Below are 21,204 nucleotides of genomic sequence, written 5' to 3' on the forward strand. Positions count from 1 at the left end.
TCGGTCTTCTCGCTTCGGGGAGTGCAAAACCGCCCGAATTTGCACGGAGGCGCCGCTTTTTCACGGGCCTCCTCCCCACGCCGACCCGGCGCGCATCCTCTTGTCATAGGCTGCCCTACATTTCTTCTTGACATCCCTCCTCTGCGTATGACAGACTATGACAAGAAGAATCCGGCCGATTCTGGGAAGTAAAGGGGGAGCGCGGCGGCGCGCCCGCGGGCTGCGAGAAGATGGGCGGCGAGCGGGCAAAGGGACGCCGAGGCGCTCCGAAAGGGTATCTCAGGCATCGACGCCGAGGCGCGGGGGCGCGCCGAGGCGCCGTCGATGCGAAGGCGCGGAACGTCCGCCAAGGCGCAGGGGTGCGCCGGGGCGGTCGCGCGCGGCGCCCATCCGACGGAGGGGACGGCGCCGGGCATCCGACAGCGGCAGGCCGCGGCGCACGCGCGCCCGGGCCGACGCGTCGGTGCGAGGGGATATCCTGGCTATCTTCGAGGAGGAGAGATGTCAGGAACCACCAGCCCGCACGGCGGGCTCACGAGGCGCGGCTTCCTCAAGGCCACCGGCGCCCTCGCCGGAGCGGCGGCCCTCGCCGGCGCCGCGACCACCACGCTGTCCGCCCATGCGGACGACAAGCTGCCCGACACGGGCGACCAGGTCTTCTCGGGCTACTGCCGCGGCAACTGCCTCGGCGGCTGCGCCCTCGACATCCACGTGCGCGACGGCCGCGTCGCCCGCGTGGCGCCGCACATCTTCGCCGATGACGACGGCACGGGCATGTCCCGCATCTGCACGCGCGGCATCACGCACCCGCAGCGCATCTACGACCCCAACCGCCTCAAGTACCCGATGAAGCGCGTCGGCGAGCGCGGCTCCGGCGAGTTCGAGCGCATCAGCTGGGAGGAGGCCATCTCCACCATCTGCGAGAAGTGGAAGGGCTACCGCGAGCAGTACGGCGACTCCTCCATCGCCCAGTGGTACCTGGCCGGCAACGACGGCGCGCTCCACGGGTTCCTCGGCTCGGCGTGGCGCCGCTTCACCCGCGCCATGCAGGCGTCGTCCATCATGACCGGCGCCGACTACTCCGGCATCTACATGAACAGCCTGACCATCGGCGACAGCGCCACCTTCGGCCCGTGGAACGAGGCCACCACGCTGCGCGAGGCCAAGCACATCTTCATCTGGGGCACCAACCCCGTCGAGTCGCGCCCGCACGATTGGCGCTTCATCCTGGACGCCCAGGACAACGGGTGCAAGGTGACGGCCATCGACCCCATCTGCACCATGTCCGCCAGCCGCGCCGACCGCTACATCCCCATCCGCGCCAACTCCGACACGGCGCTCGCCATGGCGTGCTGCCGCATCGTCATCGACGAGGGGCTGACCGACGACGCCTTCCTGCGCAAGGCCACCGTCGCCCCCTTCCTGGTGCGCAAGGACACCGGCGCCTACCTGCGCGCGGCCGACCTCGGCGAGGCCGACGAGGCGGCGGGGAAGAAGGTGCTCGTCTGGGACGAGGCCTCCGGCGCCGCGGTGCCCCAGGACACGGTGGCGACGCCGGCTCTGTGGGGCACGTTCACGGTGAACGGCGTGGAGGTGACCACGGCACTCGAGCTGCTCAAGGAGCGCGTCGACGAGTGGACGCCCGAGCGCGCCGCCGAGGTGTGCGGCATGGCGGTCGACGACGTGTACGAGATCGCCCATGACGTGGCCGACGGCCCGTCGTGCATCTACACGTCGTTCGGCTTCGGCCACGCCGGCAACAGCCACCCCATGTATATGTCCACCGCCGCGCTGCTCATGCTGACGGGCAACCTCGGCAAGCCGGGCACGAGCAACGGCGTGTCCAAGTCGGCCGCCAAGTGCATCTCGATGAAGTACTTCGTCGTGCCGGGCAAGAACAACGGCCCGCAGTACTACGTGTCGCAGCTGCCCCGCATCATGAACGAGGGCAAGTACGGCGACAAGGACGCCGTCATCAAGAGCGTCTACGTCTACTCGGGCAACGTCATCGGCAACACCGCCGGCAAGGCCGAGATGCTCGAGGCCATCAAGAAGATCGACTTCATCGTGGTCACCGACATGCGCATGACCGACACGGTGAAGTGGGCCGACATCGTGCTGCCCTGCGCCCACTGGTTCGAAGTGAACGACATCTCCACCCGCGCCATCACCCCGTACGTGATCCTCCAGGAGAAGTGCATGGAGCCTCTGCACGAGGCCAAGAGCGACCTGGACATCTGCAAGCTGCTGGCCGACGGCATGGGCTTCGACAACCTGTACCCCGACGACGACCTCACCATGCTCGAGAACATCGTGAACTGGTCGAACTTCAAGGGGTGGTCGGCCGACAGCGCCATCACGTGGGATCGCGTGAAGGCGGAGAAGTGCGTCCGCTGCCGCCCCGAGGGCTGGTGCGACGGCGCCGACGGCGTGTTCGGCACGGCAACCAAGAAGGCCCAGTTCTACCTGGAGAAGCCCGCGGCGCGCCTCGACCACGGCCAGAAGATCGACGTGGAGCGCGAGCGGCTGCCCTACTTCGAGCCGCCCTTCGAGGCGTGGCCGACCACGGTCGACAAGTTCGAGAAGAACCCCCTGGCTGACAAGTACCCCATCGTCTTCGTCCAGTTCCACGGCCGCTGGAGCACCCACACCCAGTTCCGCGAGACGCCGTGGATCAAGGAGGTCAAGCCCGAGCCGGTGATCCACGTGAGCGTGGAGGACGCCGCCGAGCGCGGCATCGCCAACCGCGACGTGGTGCGCGTGTTCAACGACCGCGGCGCCTTCAAGGTGAAGGCCGTGGTCGACCCGAGCATGCCCAAGGGCATGGCGAACCTGCCGCACGGCTGCATGGAGGACATGTTCATCGAGGGCCACTACCAGTACGTGACCTCCGGCTCGGAAAACGAGGTCTGCAACAACGAGAACTACAGTGACTGCCTGATCCAGATCGAGAAGGCGTAAGGGGGCTGTCATGAGATACGGAATGGTCATCGACCAGAAGCGCTGCATCGGCTGCTGGACGTGCGCGATGTCGTGCAAGTCGGCCAACGGGCTGCCCGACGGCGTGTGGTGGAACCGGGTGCTCTCCGACGGCGGCGAGGAGTTCGAGACGATGCGCGGCGAGTTCCCCCACGCCAAGGTGGACTTCACGCCCGTGAGCTGCCAGCACTGCGAGAACCCGGCCTGCGTCAAGGTGTGCCCGGTCGGCGCGACGTACAAGGATCCCGACACGGGGATCGTGCGCCAGGACTACGACAAGTGCATCGGCTGCCGCATGTGCATGGCGGCCTGCCCCTACACGGGCGTGCGCTCGTTCAACTGGGAGGAGCCGGCCTACTCCATCGGCTTCGCGACCGGCGATGCCGACGCGGCGCCGCATCAGAAGCACGTCGTCGAGAAGTGCACGTTCTGCTACCAGCGCACCTCCCAGGGCGAGACGCCCGCCTGCATGGAGCTCTGCCCCGTGCGCGCCCGCTTCTGGGGCGATCTGGACGACCCGGAAAGCGAGGTGGCGAAGCTGGTCGCCACCCGCAGCTACCAGCAGCTTCTGCCCGACGAGGGCACCAAGCCGTCTGTGTATTACCTCGTGTAGAAAGGATGACGACCATGTCTGATATCAACAACGGCGTCGGCGTCATCGACGACGACTTCAACCCGGCCGCGGCGCCGAAGGCCCGCGAGGCGGCCGGCGCCCGGGCGGCTGCCTGGGGCGGGAAGGGCCTGACCGCCGGCATCGCCGTGAGCGCCCTGATCGCCCTGATCGGCATCGTGCTCTGGGTCATGCAGCTCTCCGGCGGCATGGTGCAGACGGCCATGAGGAACCTCGACTCGTGGGGCCTCTACATCACGATGTTCATGTTATTCGTCGGGCTCTCCGCCGGCGGCCTCATCATCTCGTCGGTGCCGAAGGCCTTCGGGATCCGCGGCTTCGGCGGGATCTCCAAGGTGGCCGTCATGTCCTCCATCGCCGCCACGGTCGCGGCCATCGCGTTCGTGGTGGTCGACCTGGGGCAGCCCCTGCGCCTGTGGGAGCTGTTCGCGTACTCCAACCTGGGGAGCCCGCTGATGTGGGACATCATCGTGCTGGGGACCTACCTCATCCTGTCCTGCGTGTACCTCTGGGCGCAGGTGCGGGCCGAGGCCGGCAGGGTGTCGGCGACGGCCCTGCGCGTCATCAGCGTGGTGGCGCTCGTGTGCGCCGTGCTCGTGCACTCCGTGACCGCCTGGATCTTCGGCCTGCAGCAGGGCCGCGAGATGTGGCACACGGCGCTGCTGGCCCCGTGGTTCGTGTCCTCGGCCCTCGTCTGCGGCACCGGCCTCGTGCTTGCGGTGTGCGCGGGCCTGTCCAGGGCGGGCTACATCGAGTTCGGGCGTGACAACCAGGTCAAGCTCGCCAAGCTCCTGGCCGTCTTCGTCCTCGTCGACCTCTACTTCTTCGGCTGCGACCTGCTCACCGAGGCCTTCCCGGCCGCCGGGGGCATGGAGGTCGTCGCGATGCTCACGTCCGGCCCGCTCGCGCCCTTCTTCTGGGGCGAGATAGTGCTTTGCGCCGTCGCGGCCGTGATCTGCCTCGTGCCCTCCCTGCGCACGACCCCGCTGCTCGTCGCGGCCTCGGTGGCCGCCATCCTCGCCATCCTCTGCAAGCGCGTGCAGCTCCTCGTCGGCGGCTTCCAGCTGACGAACCTGGACCTGGCCGGCCCCGTGACCCCCGCCACCGTCACCGGCTGGGAGTCCGGCCTCCAGGGCGCCTATACGGGCATGGTCTACTGGCCGGCCCCCATCGAGTGGGGCGTGGCCCTCGGCGTCGTCGCCCTCGGCGTCTGCGTCTTCCTCCTGGGCGTCAAGTACCTGCCGCTGCGCCCGAAGCAGGACTAGCCTCTCCGATCCGCGCCGTCCCGCCTCCCCGCAGACGGGGCGGCGGCCATCCGCGCGGGCGCGCCGACTCCCTCCCCGGCGCGCCCCTCCCTCCGGCGCCCCCTGCCGTCCCTCCGGCAGGGGGCGCCGGGCTTTCCCCGTCTTCCTCGGTTCGCGCGCCCGTCCCGCATCCGCGCCGCCGCGCGGCTTCGCTCGCGCCGATGGGCTGGCGGCACATCGCCATCGCCCTTGCATCCGCACTCTCCGTGCGGCTTTGCTCCGCAAAATGGTCGGAATCGCCGGTTTGACGACGCTTCGGGGCCGAAGAGGGCCCCTTCCGGGTCGTCCCGCCGTCAACAGCGCCGAGGCTGAAGCCCGTGGCCTGGGGATACTCCGATTCCCGTCCGGCGGGGGCAGGCTCTGTTGTCGTCAAACCGTCGTTTCAGGCCATTTTGCAAGTCAGAACTACACGGGGTATACGCGGGAGGGCTCGCCCTTTCGAACCGGGGCCTCCCGAACGCGCCTCTTGCCAGGGCCCCCGCCCGCGGCTACCATACGGGACGAAGTTGTCCTAGGCTAATGGAATCGGGCCGCGTGGGGCGTGGAGCGCGTGAGGTGGGGTGCGGTGTGCGGAACACGTGGCATCGGCGTACCCCGGCGGGGCGCAGCGCACGGAACATGCGATACCACGCGCACCCCGGCGACGCGGCATATGGCGCGAACGCGCCACGCGACCCACGCGCGGCACACGGAATACGTGGCGTCACTGCACCCGGTGGCGCGCGGCGCCCGCGCGGTGCGCCACGCAGCCCACGCGCAGCGCGGTAGCGCGGTGCGGCATGGCATGCGGAACGAACGCGCCACGCGCCCTGCGGGGCGCGGCGCGGCGAAGGCAGGGAAGGGGGCGGGACGTGCTGGGGGACCTCTCGGTGTGGTACCTCTTCCTGGCCGGCGCCGGCGCCGGCGCGCTCGTGGCCGCCGCGGTGCTCGAGCAGCTCACGCCGCTTGGCGCGCGCTACGCCGTCCCGGGCCTCGCGGGCGCCGCCCCCGCGCCGGCCCGCCGCGTCCTCGCCGCGCCCACCGCGCACCGCTCCGGCGCCTGGCGCCCGCGTCCGCGCCGCCTCGCCCCGGCTGGCGCGCTCATCGCGCCCGCCGTTCCCCGCGAGGCGCTGCGTCCCTTCCTCGGCCCCGCCTACGGCGCCGGCCTGATCGCCGTGCTCCTGGGCATGGCCTGCCTCCTGGCCGACCTCGGCCGCCCCGACCGGCTGATCGTCCTGCTGACCAGCCCCACGCCCTCCTACATCGCCGTCGGCGCCTACCTGCTGGGCGCGCTCGTCCTGTGCGCGCTGGCGCCCGTCGCCCAGTGGGCGCTCGGCATGGCGCCCCCGCGCGGCCTGGCGGCCGCGGCGCGCGTCGGCTGCGTGGCGGCCGGCATCGCGGTCATGGCCTACACCGGCCTGTTCCTGGCCAGCCTGCAGGCCATCGCCTTCTGGCATTCCCCCTGGCTGCCGGCGCTCTTCGTCGCCTCGGCGGCCTCGAGCGGCCTGGGCCTGCTCACGGGCGCCGTCGCCCTCGGCCCCGCGCCGGACGCGTTCCAGTCCACGCTCGGCCGCGTGCGTCGCGCCGATGCGGCGGCCATCGTCGTCGAGGCGGCCCTGCTCGCCGCCCTCATCGCCGACGCCCTCGTGTCCGGCGACGCCGCCCGCGCCTCGGCCGCCCAGCTCGTCGGCGGCGCGCTGGCGCCGAGCTTCTGGCTGCTCGTGGTGGGCCTCGGCCTCATCGCGCCGCTCGCCGCCGAGCTCGCCGTCGCCGACCCGACGCCCCGCGCCCAGCTGGCCGTGGCGGCCTGCCTGCTGGCGGGCGGCCTCGCCCTTCGCTGGTGTGTCGTGCAGGCGGCCACGGCCCCGGATGTGGCCGCTTTCGTGGCCGCGGCCCTGGGGATGGGGTGAGGTCGTGCATAATGGTTCCGACACCCGCGACACCCGCGACGGGCGCTCCACACGCGACACCCGCGACGGGCGCTCCACGCGCGACACCCGCGACGCCCGCGACGAGCGCCCCGCCCGCGACGACTCCGCCGCCCCGCGCCGCCGCGCCCGCGGCACCGACGCCGCCCGGCTGAAGGAAGCAGGACCTGTGATCCTATTCGAGGTAGACAAGAGAAGCGACCTGCCGCCGTGGCTCCAGCTGCGCAACCGCCTGGCGTACCTCATCACCAGCGGCCACTTCAAGCCCGGCGAGAAGCTGCCCACCGTGCGCGGGCTGGCGGCCGAGATATCCATCAACTTCAACACGGTGAACAAGGCCTACATCAGCCTGATGGACGAGGGCTACATCGAGTCCCGCCCCGGCAAGGGCACCACCGTCCGCGAGGTCAGCCCCGAGAAGAGCGAGAAGCTGGAGTCGGTGGACACCCTCATCGAGGACTGCGTGGACGCCTGCCTGGCCATGGGCCTCGACTTCGATGACGTGAGCAGGCGCATCAAGAAGAAGATCCGCGACATGGAAAGGGAGCGTGGAGATGGCTAGAAGGGGAAGAGGGGACGGCGATGCCTCCGGGCGGCTGGCGGGCGCGGCGCGCGGGCAGCGCGGCGTGGTGGTGGACTCCCAGGTGATCGAGACCGACCGCACCGCATCGCGCGCGGGCGCGCTCATCTTCTCGACGGCGCTGTTCGTCGTGGCGTTCGCCCTGGTGCAGGTCGGGTGGATGGCGGCGGCGGGCGAGCTGGGCCTCGGCGGCATCCTCGCCGGCATCGCGCTGGGATGGCTGGCCGTGTCAGGCATCCACGTCTGCCAGCAGTGGGAGCGCATCGTCGTGCTGCGCCTGGGCCGGCTCAACCGCGTGTCGGGGCCGGGGCTCGTGTTCACCTGGCCCATCGTCGAGCACTGCGCGCTCTACGTGGACATGCGCACGCGCTCCATCCCCTTCGGCGCCAAGGAGACCCTCACGGCCGACCTCATCCCGCTCGACATCGACGCGGTGCTCTATTGGATGGTGTGGGACGCCGAGAAGGCGTGCATGGAGATCAACAACTACAGCCTGGCCGTGCAGCTGGCGGCCCAGACCGCCCTGCGCGACGCCATCGGCCGCTCCACCGTGGCCGGCATCACCATCCGCCGCAACCAGCTCGACCAGGAGCTGACCAAGGTGCTCGACGAGAAGGTGTCGGAGTGGGGCATCACGGTGCTGTCTGTGGAGATCCGCGACATCATCGTGCCCGAGGCGCTCCAGGAGGCCATGTCGCTCGAGGCCCAGGCCGAGCAGCGGAAGAAGGCGCGCATCATCCTCATGGAGGCCGAGCAGGCCATCGCCGACATGGCCGCCGAGATAGGGGAGGCCTACGAGGGCAGCGAGAACGCGCTCGACGTGCGCCGCATGCACCTTATGTACGAGAGCGTGCGCGAGACCGGCGGCACCGTGGTGCTGCCGAGCTCCTTCGCTGACGGCTTCGGCGAAGGTGCCGGTGCCAGCGCGCTCGAGGACGTGGCGAAGGCGTTGGGGAGGTAGCGCGCCGAGCCGCGGGGGCGCAAGGCGCGAATGAGCCGGGCTGCGGGCGTGAGGCGCGAGCGCGCCGGCACCGGGCCCCCGCGCGCAAAACGAGCGCGCCGGCACCGGGCGCCCCCCCGCAAAGCGAGAGCGCCGCCACCCCCCCTCGCGCGCAAAACGGGCGCGTAAATTGGCCAGAATCGACGGTTTGGCGACATGCTTTCGTTTGGTCTGAAGGGTGGGTCGGAAGAAACCCCAGGTCACGGCGTGGCTTGCTTTCACGGACTGCCGGATTAGGGCCGAGAGGCGCGCCTTGGGGGCCGGAAACGTCGTCAAACCGTCGATTCTGGCCAATTTACCGGCGAAAACTGTGCGGATCCCCTCCTGCGCCCGCCATCGGCGGCCCCGCAAGGGACCGACTCCGACCCTAACCCGAGTCGCCCCGCCCCGCCAACGCCCGGCAACGCAGCGGTTCCAGTCTCGCCAACAGCGCAAGCAGGCGAAACCCCTCAGCTGCAAGCGCCTCCCCATCCGCTACAATCGCGCCCCAGGCAAGGGGGATATTCTCAAAATAGAATAATCAACCTCCAACTTGTCCTAGGATAACTATTGAATATCCTAGGACAAGTTGTTATGGTGACACTAGCTGAATCGGCCGATTCTCTGAACGTAGGGTGGGGAAGCGCTGCTCGTCGACGGACGCAGCCACGCAGCCCAACGGCATCAAGAGGAGGAGAGATGGCAGAGACCAAAAGCGGCGCCCTCACGCGTCGCGGCTTTCTGAAGACCACGGCTGCCCTGGCTGGCGTCGCCGCCGCGGGCGCCGCAGCGCCGACGCTGACGGCGCTTGCGGCCGAGTACGGCACTGGACAGGTCGCCGGCGAAGGCGAGCAGCTCGTCTGCGGCGTCTGCCGTGGCAACTGCTTCGGTCAGTGCAAGATCAACGTTCACGTGCGCGACGGCAAGGTGGTGAAGACCAGCCGGCGTCCCTTCAACTCCTGGCCTGAGGGCGGGGCGTGGGATCGTATCTGCCTACGCGGCCTGAGCCACCCGTACACCGTCTACGGCGAGCGGCGCATCCAGTACCCGATGCGCCGTGCCGGTGAGCGCGGCAGCGGCCAGTGGGAGCGTATCACCTGGGACGAGGCCATCAAAGAGATCACCGACGAATGGAAGCGCATCCAGGCCGAGTACGGCGACCAGGCGGTTGCCTACACACGCGGCAGCGGCAACCTGGCTTCCATCAACGGCGTGGGCAGCCCCCTGTTCAACGTGCTGTTCAACAAGATCAACGCGACGCAGATCAAGATTGCCCGCGACCAGGCCAATACCCGCGGCATCAACCGCGTCGTGGGCAGCCTCGGCGACTGGGTGCTCAACTCCACCCAGGACTATATCAACTCGAAGACGGTCTTTGTCTGGGGCGCTAACATCACCGACGCCCAGGCGCAGGATTGGCCGCACGTGGCCAACGCCGTCGAGGCTGGCGTGAAGCTCGTGGTCATCGACCCCATCTACACCCAGCTCGCCTCCAAGGCCGACCTGTGGATTCCCATCCAGCCGGCTACGGACGCTGCCCTCACCCTGTCGATGATGTACGTGATGATCGACGAGGACGCCATCAACAAGCCCTTCATGAAGGATCACACCGTCGCGCCCTTCCTCGTGCGCTCCGACACGGGCAAGTTCCTGCACATGAGCGACCTTGGCGTAGCCCCACGTGAGGTGCCGGTTGAGGCCCAGGCCACCAACATCGACGCTGCTCGTTCTTCAAGCGTCAACTACGGCGCTACTGGCGCAAGCGCCGGCGCTGGGACCAAGCTGATCGATCCCTATGCCGTCCTCGACGCCGACGGCGTGGTGAAGGCGGTGGAGGACGCCACCGACCCCCAGCTCGAGGGCACCTATCAGTTCGGCGACGTGGAGTGCGCCACGGCCTACACCCTGCTCAAAGAAGAGGTCATGCAGTATCCGCCTGAGAAGGCCTCCGACATCTGCAAGATTCCCGCCGAGGATATCGTCGAGCTCGCCCACATCGCCCTCGACGGCCCCTGCATCCATCGCCTCGGGTGGGGATCCAACTCCTACACTAACGGTGTGCATGCTGCCCATGCGGCCATCACCATGGCGGCTCTCACGGGCCAGATCGGCTATTCGGGCGCGGGCACGGGCGCGTGCAATTGGAATTCCGGTTCGGGCACGAACATGCTGCTCCCCAACATGACGGCGGCCAAGAATCCGCTCATCTCGGCGCTCTTCCTTCCGGAGATCATGCGCACGGGCAAGTACATGGGCAAGGATCATCCCATCAAGGCCCTCTACGTCTACTCGGGCAACCCCATTACCAACCAGGTGAACACCAACGAGTATCTCAATGACATTCTCGGCAACCTCGAGCTCCTCGTGACGGCGGACTACACCTACACTGACACGGTGCACTACTCCGATATCGTCCTGCCGGCCTGTCATTGGTTCGAGGCCGAGGACATTGTTCTGCTCACCGGCGCCCAGTGCTATGAGTACAACGCCAAGGCCATTGATCCGCTCTACGAGTCCAAGACGGACTCCGACATCCTGCGCCTGCTCGCCGCCGGCATGGGCTATCCCGACCTCTTCCCGCTTACGGACGAGGAGTACTGCCACAAGATTCTCGACACGCCGGCTCTGGCGGCCCGCGGCATCTCCTTTGACGAGCTCAAGGAGAAGGAAGACCTGTACTACAAGTCCACCAAGCCCTGGATCCCCTGGGCGGGCAACAGCTTCATGACTCCCTCCGGCCGCATGGAGTTCTACGTCGAGGAGCCCGAGCTCCAGTTCGACATGGGTCAGGAATATGACCGCGACCGCGAACATCTGCCGCGCTACTTCAACCCGACGGAGGCCTACGAGGGCAGCCCGCAGTGGGATAAGTACAAGCTCATCCTCCTGAGCGAGCGCCCCCGGTTCCGCGTCCACTCTATGTTCTCGGACAACAAGTACCTCCGCGAGCTCGATCCGGAGCCGACGGTCAAGATCAACCCCGCCGATGCGGAGGCCCGCGGCCTGGCGGATGGCGAGTACGTCGAGGTCTACAACGACCGAGGCCATGCAGTCGCGAAGCTCGTGTACAACGACGCCATTCGCCCCGGATGCATGGTGTATCCCAAGAGCTGGCAGATGTCCCAGCATAAGGCGGGCTGCTGGTCCGAACTGCTCACCTCGGCCTATGACCCCGTAGGTGTGAACGAGAGCTACTTCGACAACCTCGTTGAGGTTCGCGCTTGGAAGGAGGCGTAAAAATGGTTGACAAGAGACTCGCCATCGTCGTCGACACGAAGCGTTGCATCGCCTGCAACAGCTGTGCGGTTGCCTGCAAGATCGAGAACAACCTGCCCAACGAGGTGTGGTGGAACCGCATCCTGAATGTGGGCGGCTCCAACATGGACTCTCCGAGCGGAACTTACCCCAACCTCTCCATGCAGACCATCACGCTGTCCTGCCAGCACTGCGAGAACCCGGCCTGCGTGAAGGTGTGCCCCGTGGGCGCCACCTACAAGGATCCGGAGACCGGCGTCGTGCGCCAAGACTACGACAAGTGCATCGGCTGCCGCATGTGCATGAGCGCCTGCCCCTACACCGGCGTTCGCTCCTTCAACTGGGAGGAACCCGGCTACCACGTGGACTTCGCCGTGGGCGATGCCGACGTCGTGCCGCATCAAAAGCACACGGTGGAGAAGTGCACCATGTGCTGGCACCGCTTGGCCAAGGATCTCCAGCCTGCCTGCATGGAGGTGTGCATCGGTCGCGCCCGCTTCTTCGGGGATCTCAACGATCCCGAGTCCGAGGTGAGCAAGCTGATCGCGAAGCGCCAGTACATCCAGCTCCTGCCCGAGATGGGCACCAAGCCGTCCGTGTACTACCTCGTCTAGGAAAGGATGACGACCATGACTGACACTAGCAACGTCGCCGTTCTCGACGACGACATGGACTTCGCCCCGGCCAAGGAGAGGGCCGGCGCCAAGGCCGCGGCCTGGGGCGGCAGGGGCCTGACCGTCGGAATCGGCGTGGCCGCCGTGCTCACCGCGATCGGCATCGCGCTGTGGGCGGTGCAGCTCTCGGGCGGCATGGTCCAGACCGCCATGCGCAACCTGGACTCCTGGGGCCTCTACATCACCATGTTCATGTTCTTCGTGGGCCTGTCCGCGGGCGGCCTCATCATCTCGTCGGTGCCCAAGGCGTTCGGCATCAGGGGCTTCGGCGGCATCTCCAAGGTGGCCGTCATGAGCTCGATCGCCTGCACCGTGGCCGCCATCGGCATGGTGGTGGTCGACCTCGGCCAGCCGCTGCGCCTCTGGGAGCTCTTCGCGTACTCCAACCTGGGCAGCCCGCTCATGTGGGACATCATCGTGCTGGGCACCTACCTGATCCTCTCCTGCGTGTACCTGTGGGCGCAGGTGCGGGCCGAGCAGGGCAAGGTCTCCCACACCGCCCTGCGCGTCATCAGCGTGGTGGCCCTCGTGTGCGCGATCCTCGTGCACTCCGTGACCGCCTGGATCTTCGGCCTGCAGCAGGGCCGCGAGATGTGGCACACGGCGCTGCTGGCCCCGTGGTTCGTGTCGTCGGCCCTCGTGTGCGGCACCGGCCTCGTGATGTGCGTGGCGGCCGCCCTGCGCGCCGCGGGCTACCTCGCCCTCGACCAGGCGAACCTGGTCAGGCTCGCCAAGCTGCTGGCCGCCTTCGTGCTCGTCGACCTCTACTTCTTCGGCTGCGACCTGCTCACCGAGGCCTTCCCGGCCGCGGGCGGCCTGGCCGTGGTCGAGATGCTCACCGCGGGCCCGCTCGCGCCCTTCTTCTGGGGCGAGGTGGTCCTCTGCGCCGTCGCCGCCGTCATCTGCCTGGTGCCGAGCCTGCGCACGACGCCCCTCATGGTCGCGGCCGGCCTGTGCGCCATCGTGGCCATCCTGTGCAAGCGCGTGCAGCTGCTCGTCGGCGGCTTCCAGATCGCCAACATCGGCCTGCCCGGCCCGGTGGGCCCCATGACCGTCACGGGCTGGGAGTCCGGCATGGCCGGCGCCTACCAGGGCATGGTGTACTGGCCGGCCCCCATCGAGTGGGGCGTCGCCCTGGGCGTGGTCGCGCTGGCCGTGCTCGTCTTCCTGCTGGGCGTGAAGTTCCTGCCGCTGCGGCCGCAGGACTAGCGCTCCGCGTCGCGCCGGAGCCCCTCCCCGGCGCGACCTCCCTTCTGCGCCCGCGCGCCCCTTGGCCCGCGGGCGCGTCTGCTTTGGGCGAGGCAGTGCGTCGGGGCTAGGACGCGGTGCCTGACCGCCGCGCCAGGGGGCGAGGTCTGCGGGCTGGCGGGGCCGCGGGTTTCGCGTGGCCATCGAGCCGACCGGGCTCCACGAGGCGCTGGGTCGGCGTTTCGCGTGGCTGCATCGGCTCGGCTCCTTTACGCAGTCGACCAGCTTCCGCGAGGTCGGATCGGCCTGTGTCCGGGACTTGGTCGGCCGTCCTCACGGGTTGGGCCAGCTGCTCCCCATGGGGCCGGCTGCCTTCCATCGGGCCGGATCGGTTTACCCCCCCCTGTGGGACCCGCGACGCTGGTTTTTCGCCCTGCCGATGCAAATTCGCGCGGTTTTGCACCCGCCTGCCCCGCCCTTTGGCTTCTATCTCGGACCTGTTGTTTTCGCGACCTGGGCCTTTGCGGCGCACGGTCATCAGGGGGCGCGCTATCCTGCTTTTCCGGAGTGCAAAACCGCGCGAATTTGCGCGAACCCTCGTTTTTCCGCGGCCGCCGTCTCGAAAGGATGCCCGTGAACGCCTTCGATGCCCCGAGCAGTTCCTCGTCTGCGCCCGATCCCGCCGTGCTTGCCGCCCGGCCCACCCTGGCCGCGTGGCTCGACGAGTACGCCGCCATCGAGCGGGAGTGGATGGAAAGTCTGCGCGCCTGCGGCATCGACTTCGCCCCACGCGGCGCCGATGCTCCCGCCATTGCCGCCGTGCGCGAGCGCCTGCGCGACAAGGGCGCCTGCTTCCGCAACGGCGGGGCCAGCGTGTCGACGGGACGCATCTCGTCGGCGTGCCTCGCCTGCACGGGCGACCGCGGCAGCCGCACGTTCTTCCTGTCTCTGCAGTGCAACCGCTCCTGCTACTTCTGTTTCAACGTCAACCAGGAGGACTACGAGCAGAACCTGCGCCTCAAGCCGCGCTGGCGCGACGAGGTCGACGCCTTCCTGGCCGCTCCCGACGCGCCCACCCACGCGGCGCTGACCGGCGGCGAGCCGCTGCTGCACAAGCCCGAGGCCGAGGAGTTCTTCCGCCGTATCCACGATGCGGCGCCCGATGTCCACCTGCGCCTCTACACGGCCGGTGACTTCCTGGACGGGGAGGCGGCCCGGGCGCTCGCCGACGCGGGGCTCCAGGAGATGCGGCTGTCGGTGAAGCTCGGCGACGGGCCCGAGGCCGATCGCGCCGCCGTCGACGCGGCCCTGGCCACGCTCGCGCTCGCCCACGAGGCCATCCCCGACGTGATGGTGGAGATGCCGGTCATCCCCGGCACCGAGGACGCGATGCGCGCGCTGCTGCGCGGCATGGACGACCGGGGGCTCTTCGGGATCAACCTGCTGGAGTTCTGCTATCCCTACGGTGACTGGGGCGAGTATCGCCGTCGCGGCCTCAAGGTGAGGAACCCCGCCTTCGAGGTGCTCTACGATTACGGCTACGCGGGCGGCCTGCCCATCGCCGGCAGCGAGCGCGCTTGCCTTGAGCTGCTGGAGTGGGCCCTGGACGAGGGGCTTTCCCTGGGCGTGCACTACTGCTCGCTCGACAACAAGAACCGCGACCAGATTCTCCAGGCCAGCCTCGCCGCCGCGCCTTCGGTGGACGAGGGCCTCTACCAGCTGGACGAGGGCGACTTCTTCTACCGCACGCTCAAGGTGTTCGACGACGATGCGCCCCGTGCTCGCGAGCGCCTGCGCGCGGCGGGCGTCCCGTTCGTCGAGCACGTCGAGGATGGCAGCCTGGCCACGCACCCGTCTCACCGTGTGGTGCTGGATGGCTTGGCCGTGGCGCGCTCGGTCAACGTCGCCCAGCCCGACGGCCCCGGCGGCACGTGGCGCCTGCGCGAGCTCAAGCTGGAGTACCCTGCCTAGGCCTTGGCGGGCGGCCGCGGGGGGGCGCCCGCCGGCGCGCGTCGCCACCCCTGCGTCTGGCGTTGCCGACGGGTCGTCGGGCGCGGGGACGCAGGGGACGTTGCCGTCTCCGACGTCCCCCTGGGGCGCCCGCCCGTCGTTGCCCGCCGCCGCCACTTTTTCGGTGTTCGCTGGCACTGATTGACGGTTCGGTACGGTGCCGAGGCTCCAGGGCGGGCGCCTGGCTCCCGCGTCGCCGGCGTTTGCCCAGGTGACGTTTTATGGGTGCGGCCCCGAACCTTCCTGGCGGCGCACGCGACAGTACCGAACCGTCAATCAGTGCCATTTCGACGCGATTTCGCGGCGGCGATCGCCGCGCGCTCCGCCGATGCCGTCGCGGGCGCTCGGCGAAGCCGCGAATCGGGGCTGGGCGCCCGCCGCCTTGGGCGCCTTGCCGACGGCGCGGCTCGGCGGCGCCTGCGCGGCGCGCCCTCGCTGGTCGGCTCCGGCAGTCAGCGCGCCTCGGCGCCGACGTCCCGTCGCGAGCGCGTTCCGGCGCACCCCGCAGGTGCCCGCGTGCCCGCTAGCCGGCGATCATGCGGCGCACGAGGGCGGCGCAGTGGCGGGCGGCGGCGGCCTCGAAGACGGGGTAGTCCACCGCGTCCGAGCCGTCGGCCTTGTCGGAGATGGCGCGCACGATGGCGCAGGGCACGGCGTTCAGGTGGCACACCTGGGCGATGGCGGCGCCCTCCATCTCGCAGCAGCGCGCGCCGAACGCGGTCGCGATGCGCTCCTTTTCGGCGGCGTCGCGCACGAACCGGTCGCCCGAGGCCACGCGGCCCTCGTGGGCCGCCACGCCCTCGGCCCGGGCGGCCGTGACGGCCGCGGCCCGCAGGCTCGCGTCGGCGGGGAAGGCCAGCACGTCCATGCCGGGGGTCTGCCCCGCCGCGTAGCCCAGGTTGGCCACGTCCATGGGCCAGTTCACCGCGTCGGTGGCCACCACCACGTCGCCGATGTCGATGGTCGCGTCCAGCGAGCCGCCCACGCCCGTGTTCACCACGGCGTTCACGGCGAAGCGGTCGATGAGCGCCTGGGCGCAGGCCGCCGCGTTCACCATGCCCACGCCGCACCGCACCACCACGCAGGGCACGCCGCTGATGGCGCCCTCGCAGAAGTCCATCCCCGCCACGCGGATGATCCGGGGGCCCGGGGCGGGCGCGGCGCCGTCGCCGGGCAGCGGGCCCTGCCCCACGGCGCGCGGGTCGTGGTCGGCGGCGGCCCCCAGGGCGTCGCCGACCGTCGCGCCGCACCCTCCCGCAGGGGCGCCCATGGCCTCCTTGAGCAGCGCCACCTCCACGTCCATGGCGCCGATGATTCCGTATTTCACCTGGGGATTCGTCATGATACGTCCTTCGGGGCGTCGGCGTCGGCTAGGCGAGCAGCGCCGGGTAGGTGGTGTGGGCCTCGTCCAGGCAGCTTAGGGTGTCGGCCACGTAGCGGCGCGCCCACCACTGGGCCTGGGCCAGGTCGGAGTCGTGGTAGTTGCCGCACTCCTCGGGCCGCGCGCCGGGGATCTCGCCCTCGAAGTCGCGCGCGAACTCGAATAGGCGCGTCACCAGCGGGGCCACGTCGGCCGGCTCGCACGCGCCGAACACCACCAGGTAGAAGCCGGTGCGGCAGCCCATGGGCCCGAAGTAGATGACGCGGTCGGCCCACTCGGCGTCGTTGCGCAGGAAGGTGGCGCCCAGGTGCTCCAGGGCGTGCACGGCGGCGGTGTCCAGCACCGGCTCGCGGTTGGGCGCGGCCATGCGCAGGTCGAAGGTGGTGGTGACGCAGCCGGTGGCGGGGTCGGCGTCGCTGCGCGACACGTAGACGCCCGGCTCCAGCGCGTTGTGGTCGACGCAGAAACTGGCGATTCGCTCCATGGTGGCTCCTCGGTTCCAGGGGGCCGCGGCCCCGATGAGGCGGCGCGCTCAAGGGCCTGGCGACGTCCGCGCGATAAGCAGCGTCTAGTGTAGCGCAACGGCTCCGGATGCGCCCGGTCTGCGGGACGGCGGGCGCGTGGCGCGCGGGTCGCGACGGGTGGTCGGCATGCGGGTGTGGCGCCGGGGACGAGCGGGCAGGTGGTGCGCCGCTCGCGCATCGGCCCCCTTGCGCGTTGGGGAGGGGCTGGCGCCTGCCCGATTCGCGCAGAGCTCGCGTGGGGACGGCCCGCTCCGCTAGGCCTCGGGGCGCAGCATCTCGATGGATCGGTGGCGGCTTGCCTCGAAGGCGGCCCAGAGGTCGGGCAGCTCGCGGCGAATGCGGGCCATCGCACGCGACACGGTGGTGCGGTCGCAGGCGAGCAGCAGCGCCAGGCTGTTGTTGGGCACGAACAGCCGCTGCTGCGCGAGCTGCTGGACGAGCAGCGCGGTCTTGGCAAAGGCGCCCTCGGCGCGCAGCGAGCCGATGTAGGTGGCATGGTCGAAGAGAAGCTGGATGTCCGATTCGTGGAGCCGTTGGGCGAACAGCCGGCTTTCGTCGTAGAGGCGCCCGATGAACGCCGGGCTGAAGCTAGCGACGCAGCAGTCGGTCAGGTACTCCATGGTGACCGATGAGGCGGGAACGTCCCCTCGCAGGTGGAAGATGACCTCCTGGGACAGGAAGCGCCCGGGCAGGCAGAGCGATGACATCGTCGGCGAGGGGGCCCGTGACGCGCCCTCGCCGGTGCGGGCGACTGCGAGCAGCGCGCCGTCCAGCACGATTGCGTTCTCTTCCGCCATACGGTCGGAAAGGTCGATGGATCCCGCTTTCACCAGGCGCTTGCGGCACCCCTCGCACAAGCGGGCCCGTTCGCCGGCGGGTAGCGACGCGCAGAACGCGTTGTCGGAGCAGAACACCACGGCTCCCTTCTCATCGCGGGCATGCGTCAGATGGCGCGGGCTTGCTTTGCGGCGATCGCGCTCGCGCCGCCAGTCGCGCTCGCGCCGCCAGTCGCGCTCGCGCCGCCAACCGCGCTCGCACTGCCGGTCGTGCTCGCGCCGCCAGCTCGGCAGCCTGCCGGTCTGCCGGCCCCCGCTCCATGCCCCTCGCCATTTGCGCCTGTGCGGCAAATGCCGCATCACCGTGCAGTATAGCGCACGACGCGGGGACTACGCGCTCTCTATACTCGGTCGCATGTCCCCGCATCGTCTGATGCGGCTTGAGAGAGGAGCAAGGCCTATGGACGTGAAGTTGAGGAAAGGCGAGGAGGGCGCTCAGTGGGTATCCGTTCCCTGCTGGCATAACTGCGGGGGTCGCTGCCTGATCAAGGCCCTCGTCCGGGATGGGGAGATCCTGCGCATGAAGACCGACGACGTGCACGAGGACACCTGGGAGCGTCCTCAGATGCGCTCGTGCCCCATGGGGCACGCCATGCGTCAGCAGGTGCTCGGCGAGGATCGCCTCAGGCACCCGATGAAACGCCGGCACTGGAGCCCCGAGGATCCGCATCGTGAGCTGCGCGGCGTTGACGAGTGGGAGCGCATCAGCTGGGATGAGGCGCTCGACTATCTCGCCGACGAGCTCAAGGCCGCGAAGGAGGAGGCCGGTAACGAGTCGATCCTCTACATGAACATGATCAACCTCGAGGGCTACCTGGGACAGGTTCTCGCGGCGTTCGGCGGCTACCTTGACTGCACAGGCACCCAGTCGACCGGCACGTTCGGCCTGGCCAACCCGCAGTTTGGCTTTGGGGAGCTCTACGGCAGCTCCAATGACCGCATGGATTTGGAGAACTCTGACTACATCGTGCTCATGGGTCACAATGCCGCCTGGTGCGCCTTCGGGCAGGCGTCGCTGTACCTGAAGCATGCCAAGGAGAAGGGCGCGAAGTTCGTGTTCGTCGGCCCCGAGTACTCCTTCACGGCCGGCTTCGCGAACGCCCAGTGGATTCCCGTGCGCCCCGGCACCGACACGGCGCTCTTGCTCGGCGTCGCCTATTCCATGATCACGCGCGATGAGGACGGCTCGCTCATCGACTGGGATTTCCTCGACCGCTGCACCGTCGGCTTCGATGCCGCGCACATGCCGGCTGACGCTCGGACTGACGAGAGCTTCCGCGACTACGTGCTGGGCATGTCCGACGGCATCCCGAAGACCCAGGAGTGGGCCAGCGAGATCTGCGGCACGCCCGTCGAGCTCATCGACCTCTTCGCCGACATCAACAGCTGCAAGAACCGGGTGTCCTTCCATTCCAACTCGGCGCCGGCGCGCTGCAAGGGCTCGGAGAACTACCCGCAGATGCTCATGACCATCGCGGCCATGGGCGGGCACTTCGGCACGCCGGGCAACTCGTGCGCCAACGACCAGTACTACGGCGCCATGAACAGCGGCATCCTCGTGCACGTCCCCTACAGCGGCACGCCGGTGCGCTTCACCAACGCGGGCAACCCGGTGGGGAAGTGCGTCTCCCTCGACTCCATCTGGGATGCCATCCTCGACGGCGAGTACTGGGACGCTGGCAACAACTTCCCCGGCTGCGAGGTGCATGAGCCCGTCCGCGAGACGTGCGACGTTCGCGTGCTCATCTCCGAGGCGAACAACTTCCTCGCGTCGCAGGCAAACACCAACCGGGGCATCGAGGCGTTCCGCAAGGTGGGCTTCGTCTTCGCGTCGGCCTACTACATGAAGGTCGACGCCCAGTATGCCGACGTGGTGGTTCCCGTCACCACGCGCTGGGAGAACGCGCAGGCGCACCTCTACGGCGGCACCAACATGAAGGACAAGGAGTGCTCCTTCGCCTCGCGCGCGCCCATCCCGCGCGTTGGCGAGAGCCGCTCCGATCGCGAGGTGGCAGCCGGCGTCGCCGCGCGCCTGGGCTTCGACTACGAGGCGATGAACCCCAAGTCCGATGAGCAGTGCTGGTTCGAGCAGATCACGCAGAGCGCCGTCATGTACCCCGACGGGCCTCGGCCCATTGCGTCGGTGACCGAAGCCGACCTGGATCGCTATGGCGTTGAGGGCGAGCCGCAGGAAGGCATCATGCCGCTCGAGCAGTACCTCGACGAGGGCGGCTATCGCCAGGAGCGCTCCTACGACGATCCGTGGGCGAACCCGATGGCACAGCCCTTCGCGGCCTTCGTGGCTGATCCGGAGGCCAATCCGCTGCCCACCACCGCGTCGGGCAAGTTCGAGATCTACTGCCAGGCGAAGTCGGATTGGTTCGACCGGGTGAACGGCTATGCCGACGGCGGCGAGGGCATCATGGACTTCGTCCGCGTGAGCCCGCTGCCCAAGCACCTCGAGGCCCCCGAGACCTACCAGGCGTCATTCACGGACTGGGAGCATAAGGTCAAGGGTCCCTATCCCGTCCAGATGACGCACTTGCACTATCTGCGTCGCGCCCACACGGACTGCGACAACCTGCCGTGGCTGCGCGAGGCGCTCCAGAACCCGGTGTTCATCAACAAGCAGGATGCCGAGGAGCGCGGCATCAAGACGGGCGATGTCGTGCGCGTGTTCAACGGCAACGGCCAGTTCCTGCGCCCGGCCTCCGTGACGCGCACCGTCATGCCCGGCGTGATCGTGGTGCCCCATGGCGCGTCGGCGCGCATCGACCGCGCCACGGGCATCGACCTCGCCGGCGCCGACAACATCCTCACTTCGTCCAACCGGACCACGACGCCCTTCCTCAACTCATGGAACTCGAACTTGGTCCAGTACGAGAAGTACGTCGGCAGCATCGAGCTCCCGCCCGACTGCGAGATGCCGCCGATCATTCCGCTTGCCGAGTAGAGG

The 21,204-nt window shown here is 69.0% G+C and carries 14 protein-coding genes; 11 read left to right on the plus strand and 3 right to left on the minus strand.

Annotated features, from left to right (window positions below):
- Positions 1-501: 501 nt before the first annotated feature.
- The 10 genes from LPT13_RS02940 (at position 502) to LPT13_RS02985 (ending at position 15,468) form a co-directional block, all read left to right on the plus strand.
- Positions 502-2,961 (plus strand): molybdopterin-containing oxidoreductase family protein, encoded by a 2,460-nt coding sequence (locus tag LPT13_RS02940; RefSeq protein WP_242163350.1) that lies wholly within the window; start codon positions 502-504, stop codon positions 2,959-2,961.
- A gap of 10 nt (positions 2,962-2,971) precedes the next feature.
- The gene (locus LPT13_RS02945; RefSeq protein ID WP_242163352.1) at positions 2,972-3,592 is read left to right on the plus strand and encodes a 4Fe-4S dicluster domain-containing protein; all 621 of its coding nucleotides are present in this window, start codon (positions 2,972-2,974) and stop codon (positions 3,590-3,592) included.
- A 14-nt stretch (positions 3,593-3,606) separates the two neighbouring features.
- The gene (nrfD, locus tag LPT13_RS02950) at positions 3,607-4,875 is read left to right on the plus strand and encodes an NrfD/PsrC family molybdoenzyme membrane anchor subunit (RefSeq protein ID WP_242163354.1); all 1,269 of its coding nucleotides are present in this window, start codon (positions 3,607-3,609) and stop codon (positions 4,873-4,875) included.
- Between the two features lie 890 nt (positions 4,876-5,765).
- Positions 5,766-6,803: an NrfD/PsrC family molybdoenzyme membrane anchor subunit gene (gene nrfD / locus LPT13_RS02955; RefSeq protein WP_242163356.1), complete on the plus strand. Its 1,038-nt coding sequence runs from the start codon at positions 5,766-5,768 to the stop codon at positions 6,801-6,803.
- 4 nt (positions 6,804-6,807) lie between these two features.
- Positions 6,808-7,383, plus strand: a complete 576-nt coding sequence (locus LPT13_RS02960) for a GntR family transcriptional regulator (RefSeq protein ID WP_242163359.1) — start codon at positions 6,808-6,810, stop codon at positions 7,381-7,383.
- Complete coding sequence (locus tag LPT13_RS02965; RefSeq protein ID WP_242163361.1) at positions 7,376-8,362, plus strand: slipin family protein; 987 nt, start codon at positions 7,376-7,378, stop codon at positions 8,360-8,362. Before LPT13_RS02960 ends, LPT13_RS02965 begins: the two co-directional genes overlap by 8 nt.
- 717 nt (positions 8,363-9,079) lie before the next feature.
- A complete protein-coding gene (locus LPT13_RS02970) occupies positions 9,080-11,617 on the plus strand; it encodes a molybdopterin-containing oxidoreductase family protein (protein ID WP_242163362.1) in 2,538 nt (845 codons plus the stop codon).
- A gap of 2 nt (positions 11,618-11,619) precedes the next feature.
- Complete coding sequence (locus LPT13_RS02975; protein ID WP_242163364.1) at positions 11,620-12,249, plus strand: 4Fe-4S dicluster domain-containing protein; 630 nt, start codon at positions 11,620-11,622, stop codon at positions 12,247-12,249.
- Between the two features lie 15 nt (positions 12,250-12,264).
- Complete coding sequence (gene nrfD / locus LPT13_RS02980; protein WP_242163366.1) at positions 12,265-13,518, plus strand: NrfD/PsrC family molybdoenzyme membrane anchor subunit; 1,254 nt, start codon at positions 12,265-12,267, stop codon at positions 13,516-13,518.
- A gap of 612 nt (positions 13,519-14,130) precedes the next feature.
- Positions 14,131-15,468: a radical SAM protein gene (locus LPT13_RS02985; RefSeq protein ID WP_242163368.1), complete on the plus strand. Its 1,338-nt coding sequence runs from the start codon at positions 14,131-14,133 to the stop codon at positions 15,466-15,468.
- Between the two features lie 562 nt (positions 15,469-16,030).
- Here LPT13_RS02985 and LPT13_RS02990 read toward each other — a convergent pair.
- The 3 genes from LPT13_RS02990 to LPT13_RS03000 all read right to left on the minus strand — a co-directional run bounded on the left by LPT13_RS02990 (position 16,031) and on the right by LPT13_RS03000 (position 18,329).
- Positions 16,031-16,849 carry a 5'-methylthioadenosine/adenosylhomocysteine nucleosidase gene (locus LPT13_RS02990; protein WP_242163370.1) on the minus strand — a complete coding sequence of 273 codons (819 nt, stop codon included), beginning with the start codon at positions 16,847-16,849 and terminating at the stop codon, positions 16,031-16,033.
- 28 nt (positions 16,850-16,877) lie between these two features.
- Complete coding sequence (locus LPT13_RS02995) at positions 16,878-17,372, minus strand: S-ribosylhomocysteine lyase (protein ID WP_242163372.1); 495 nt, start codon at positions 17,370-17,372, stop codon at positions 16,878-16,880.
- A 294-nt stretch (positions 17,373-17,666) separates the two neighbouring features.
- Positions 17,667-18,329: a cyclic nucleotide-binding domain-containing protein gene (locus LPT13_RS03000; RefSeq protein ID WP_242163374.1), complete on the minus strand. Its 663-nt coding sequence runs from the start codon at positions 18,327-18,329 to the stop codon at positions 17,667-17,669.
- 319 nt (positions 18,330-18,648) lie between these two features.
- Between LPT13_RS03000 and LPT13_RS03005 the strand changes: the two genes are divergently transcribed.
- Entirely contained in the window at positions 18,649-21,201 is a 2,553-nt protein-coding gene (locus tag LPT13_RS03005) for a molybdopterin-dependent oxidoreductase (protein ID WP_242163376.1), read from the plus strand.
- Positions 21,202-21,204: the final 3 nt, after the last annotated feature.

The organism is Adlercreutzia faecimuris, assembly GCF_022669055.1.
In the GTDB taxonomy this organism is placed as follows: domain Bacteria; phylum Actinomycetota; class Coriobacteriia; order Coriobacteriales; family Eggerthellaceae; genus Enterorhabdus; species Enterorhabdus faecimuris.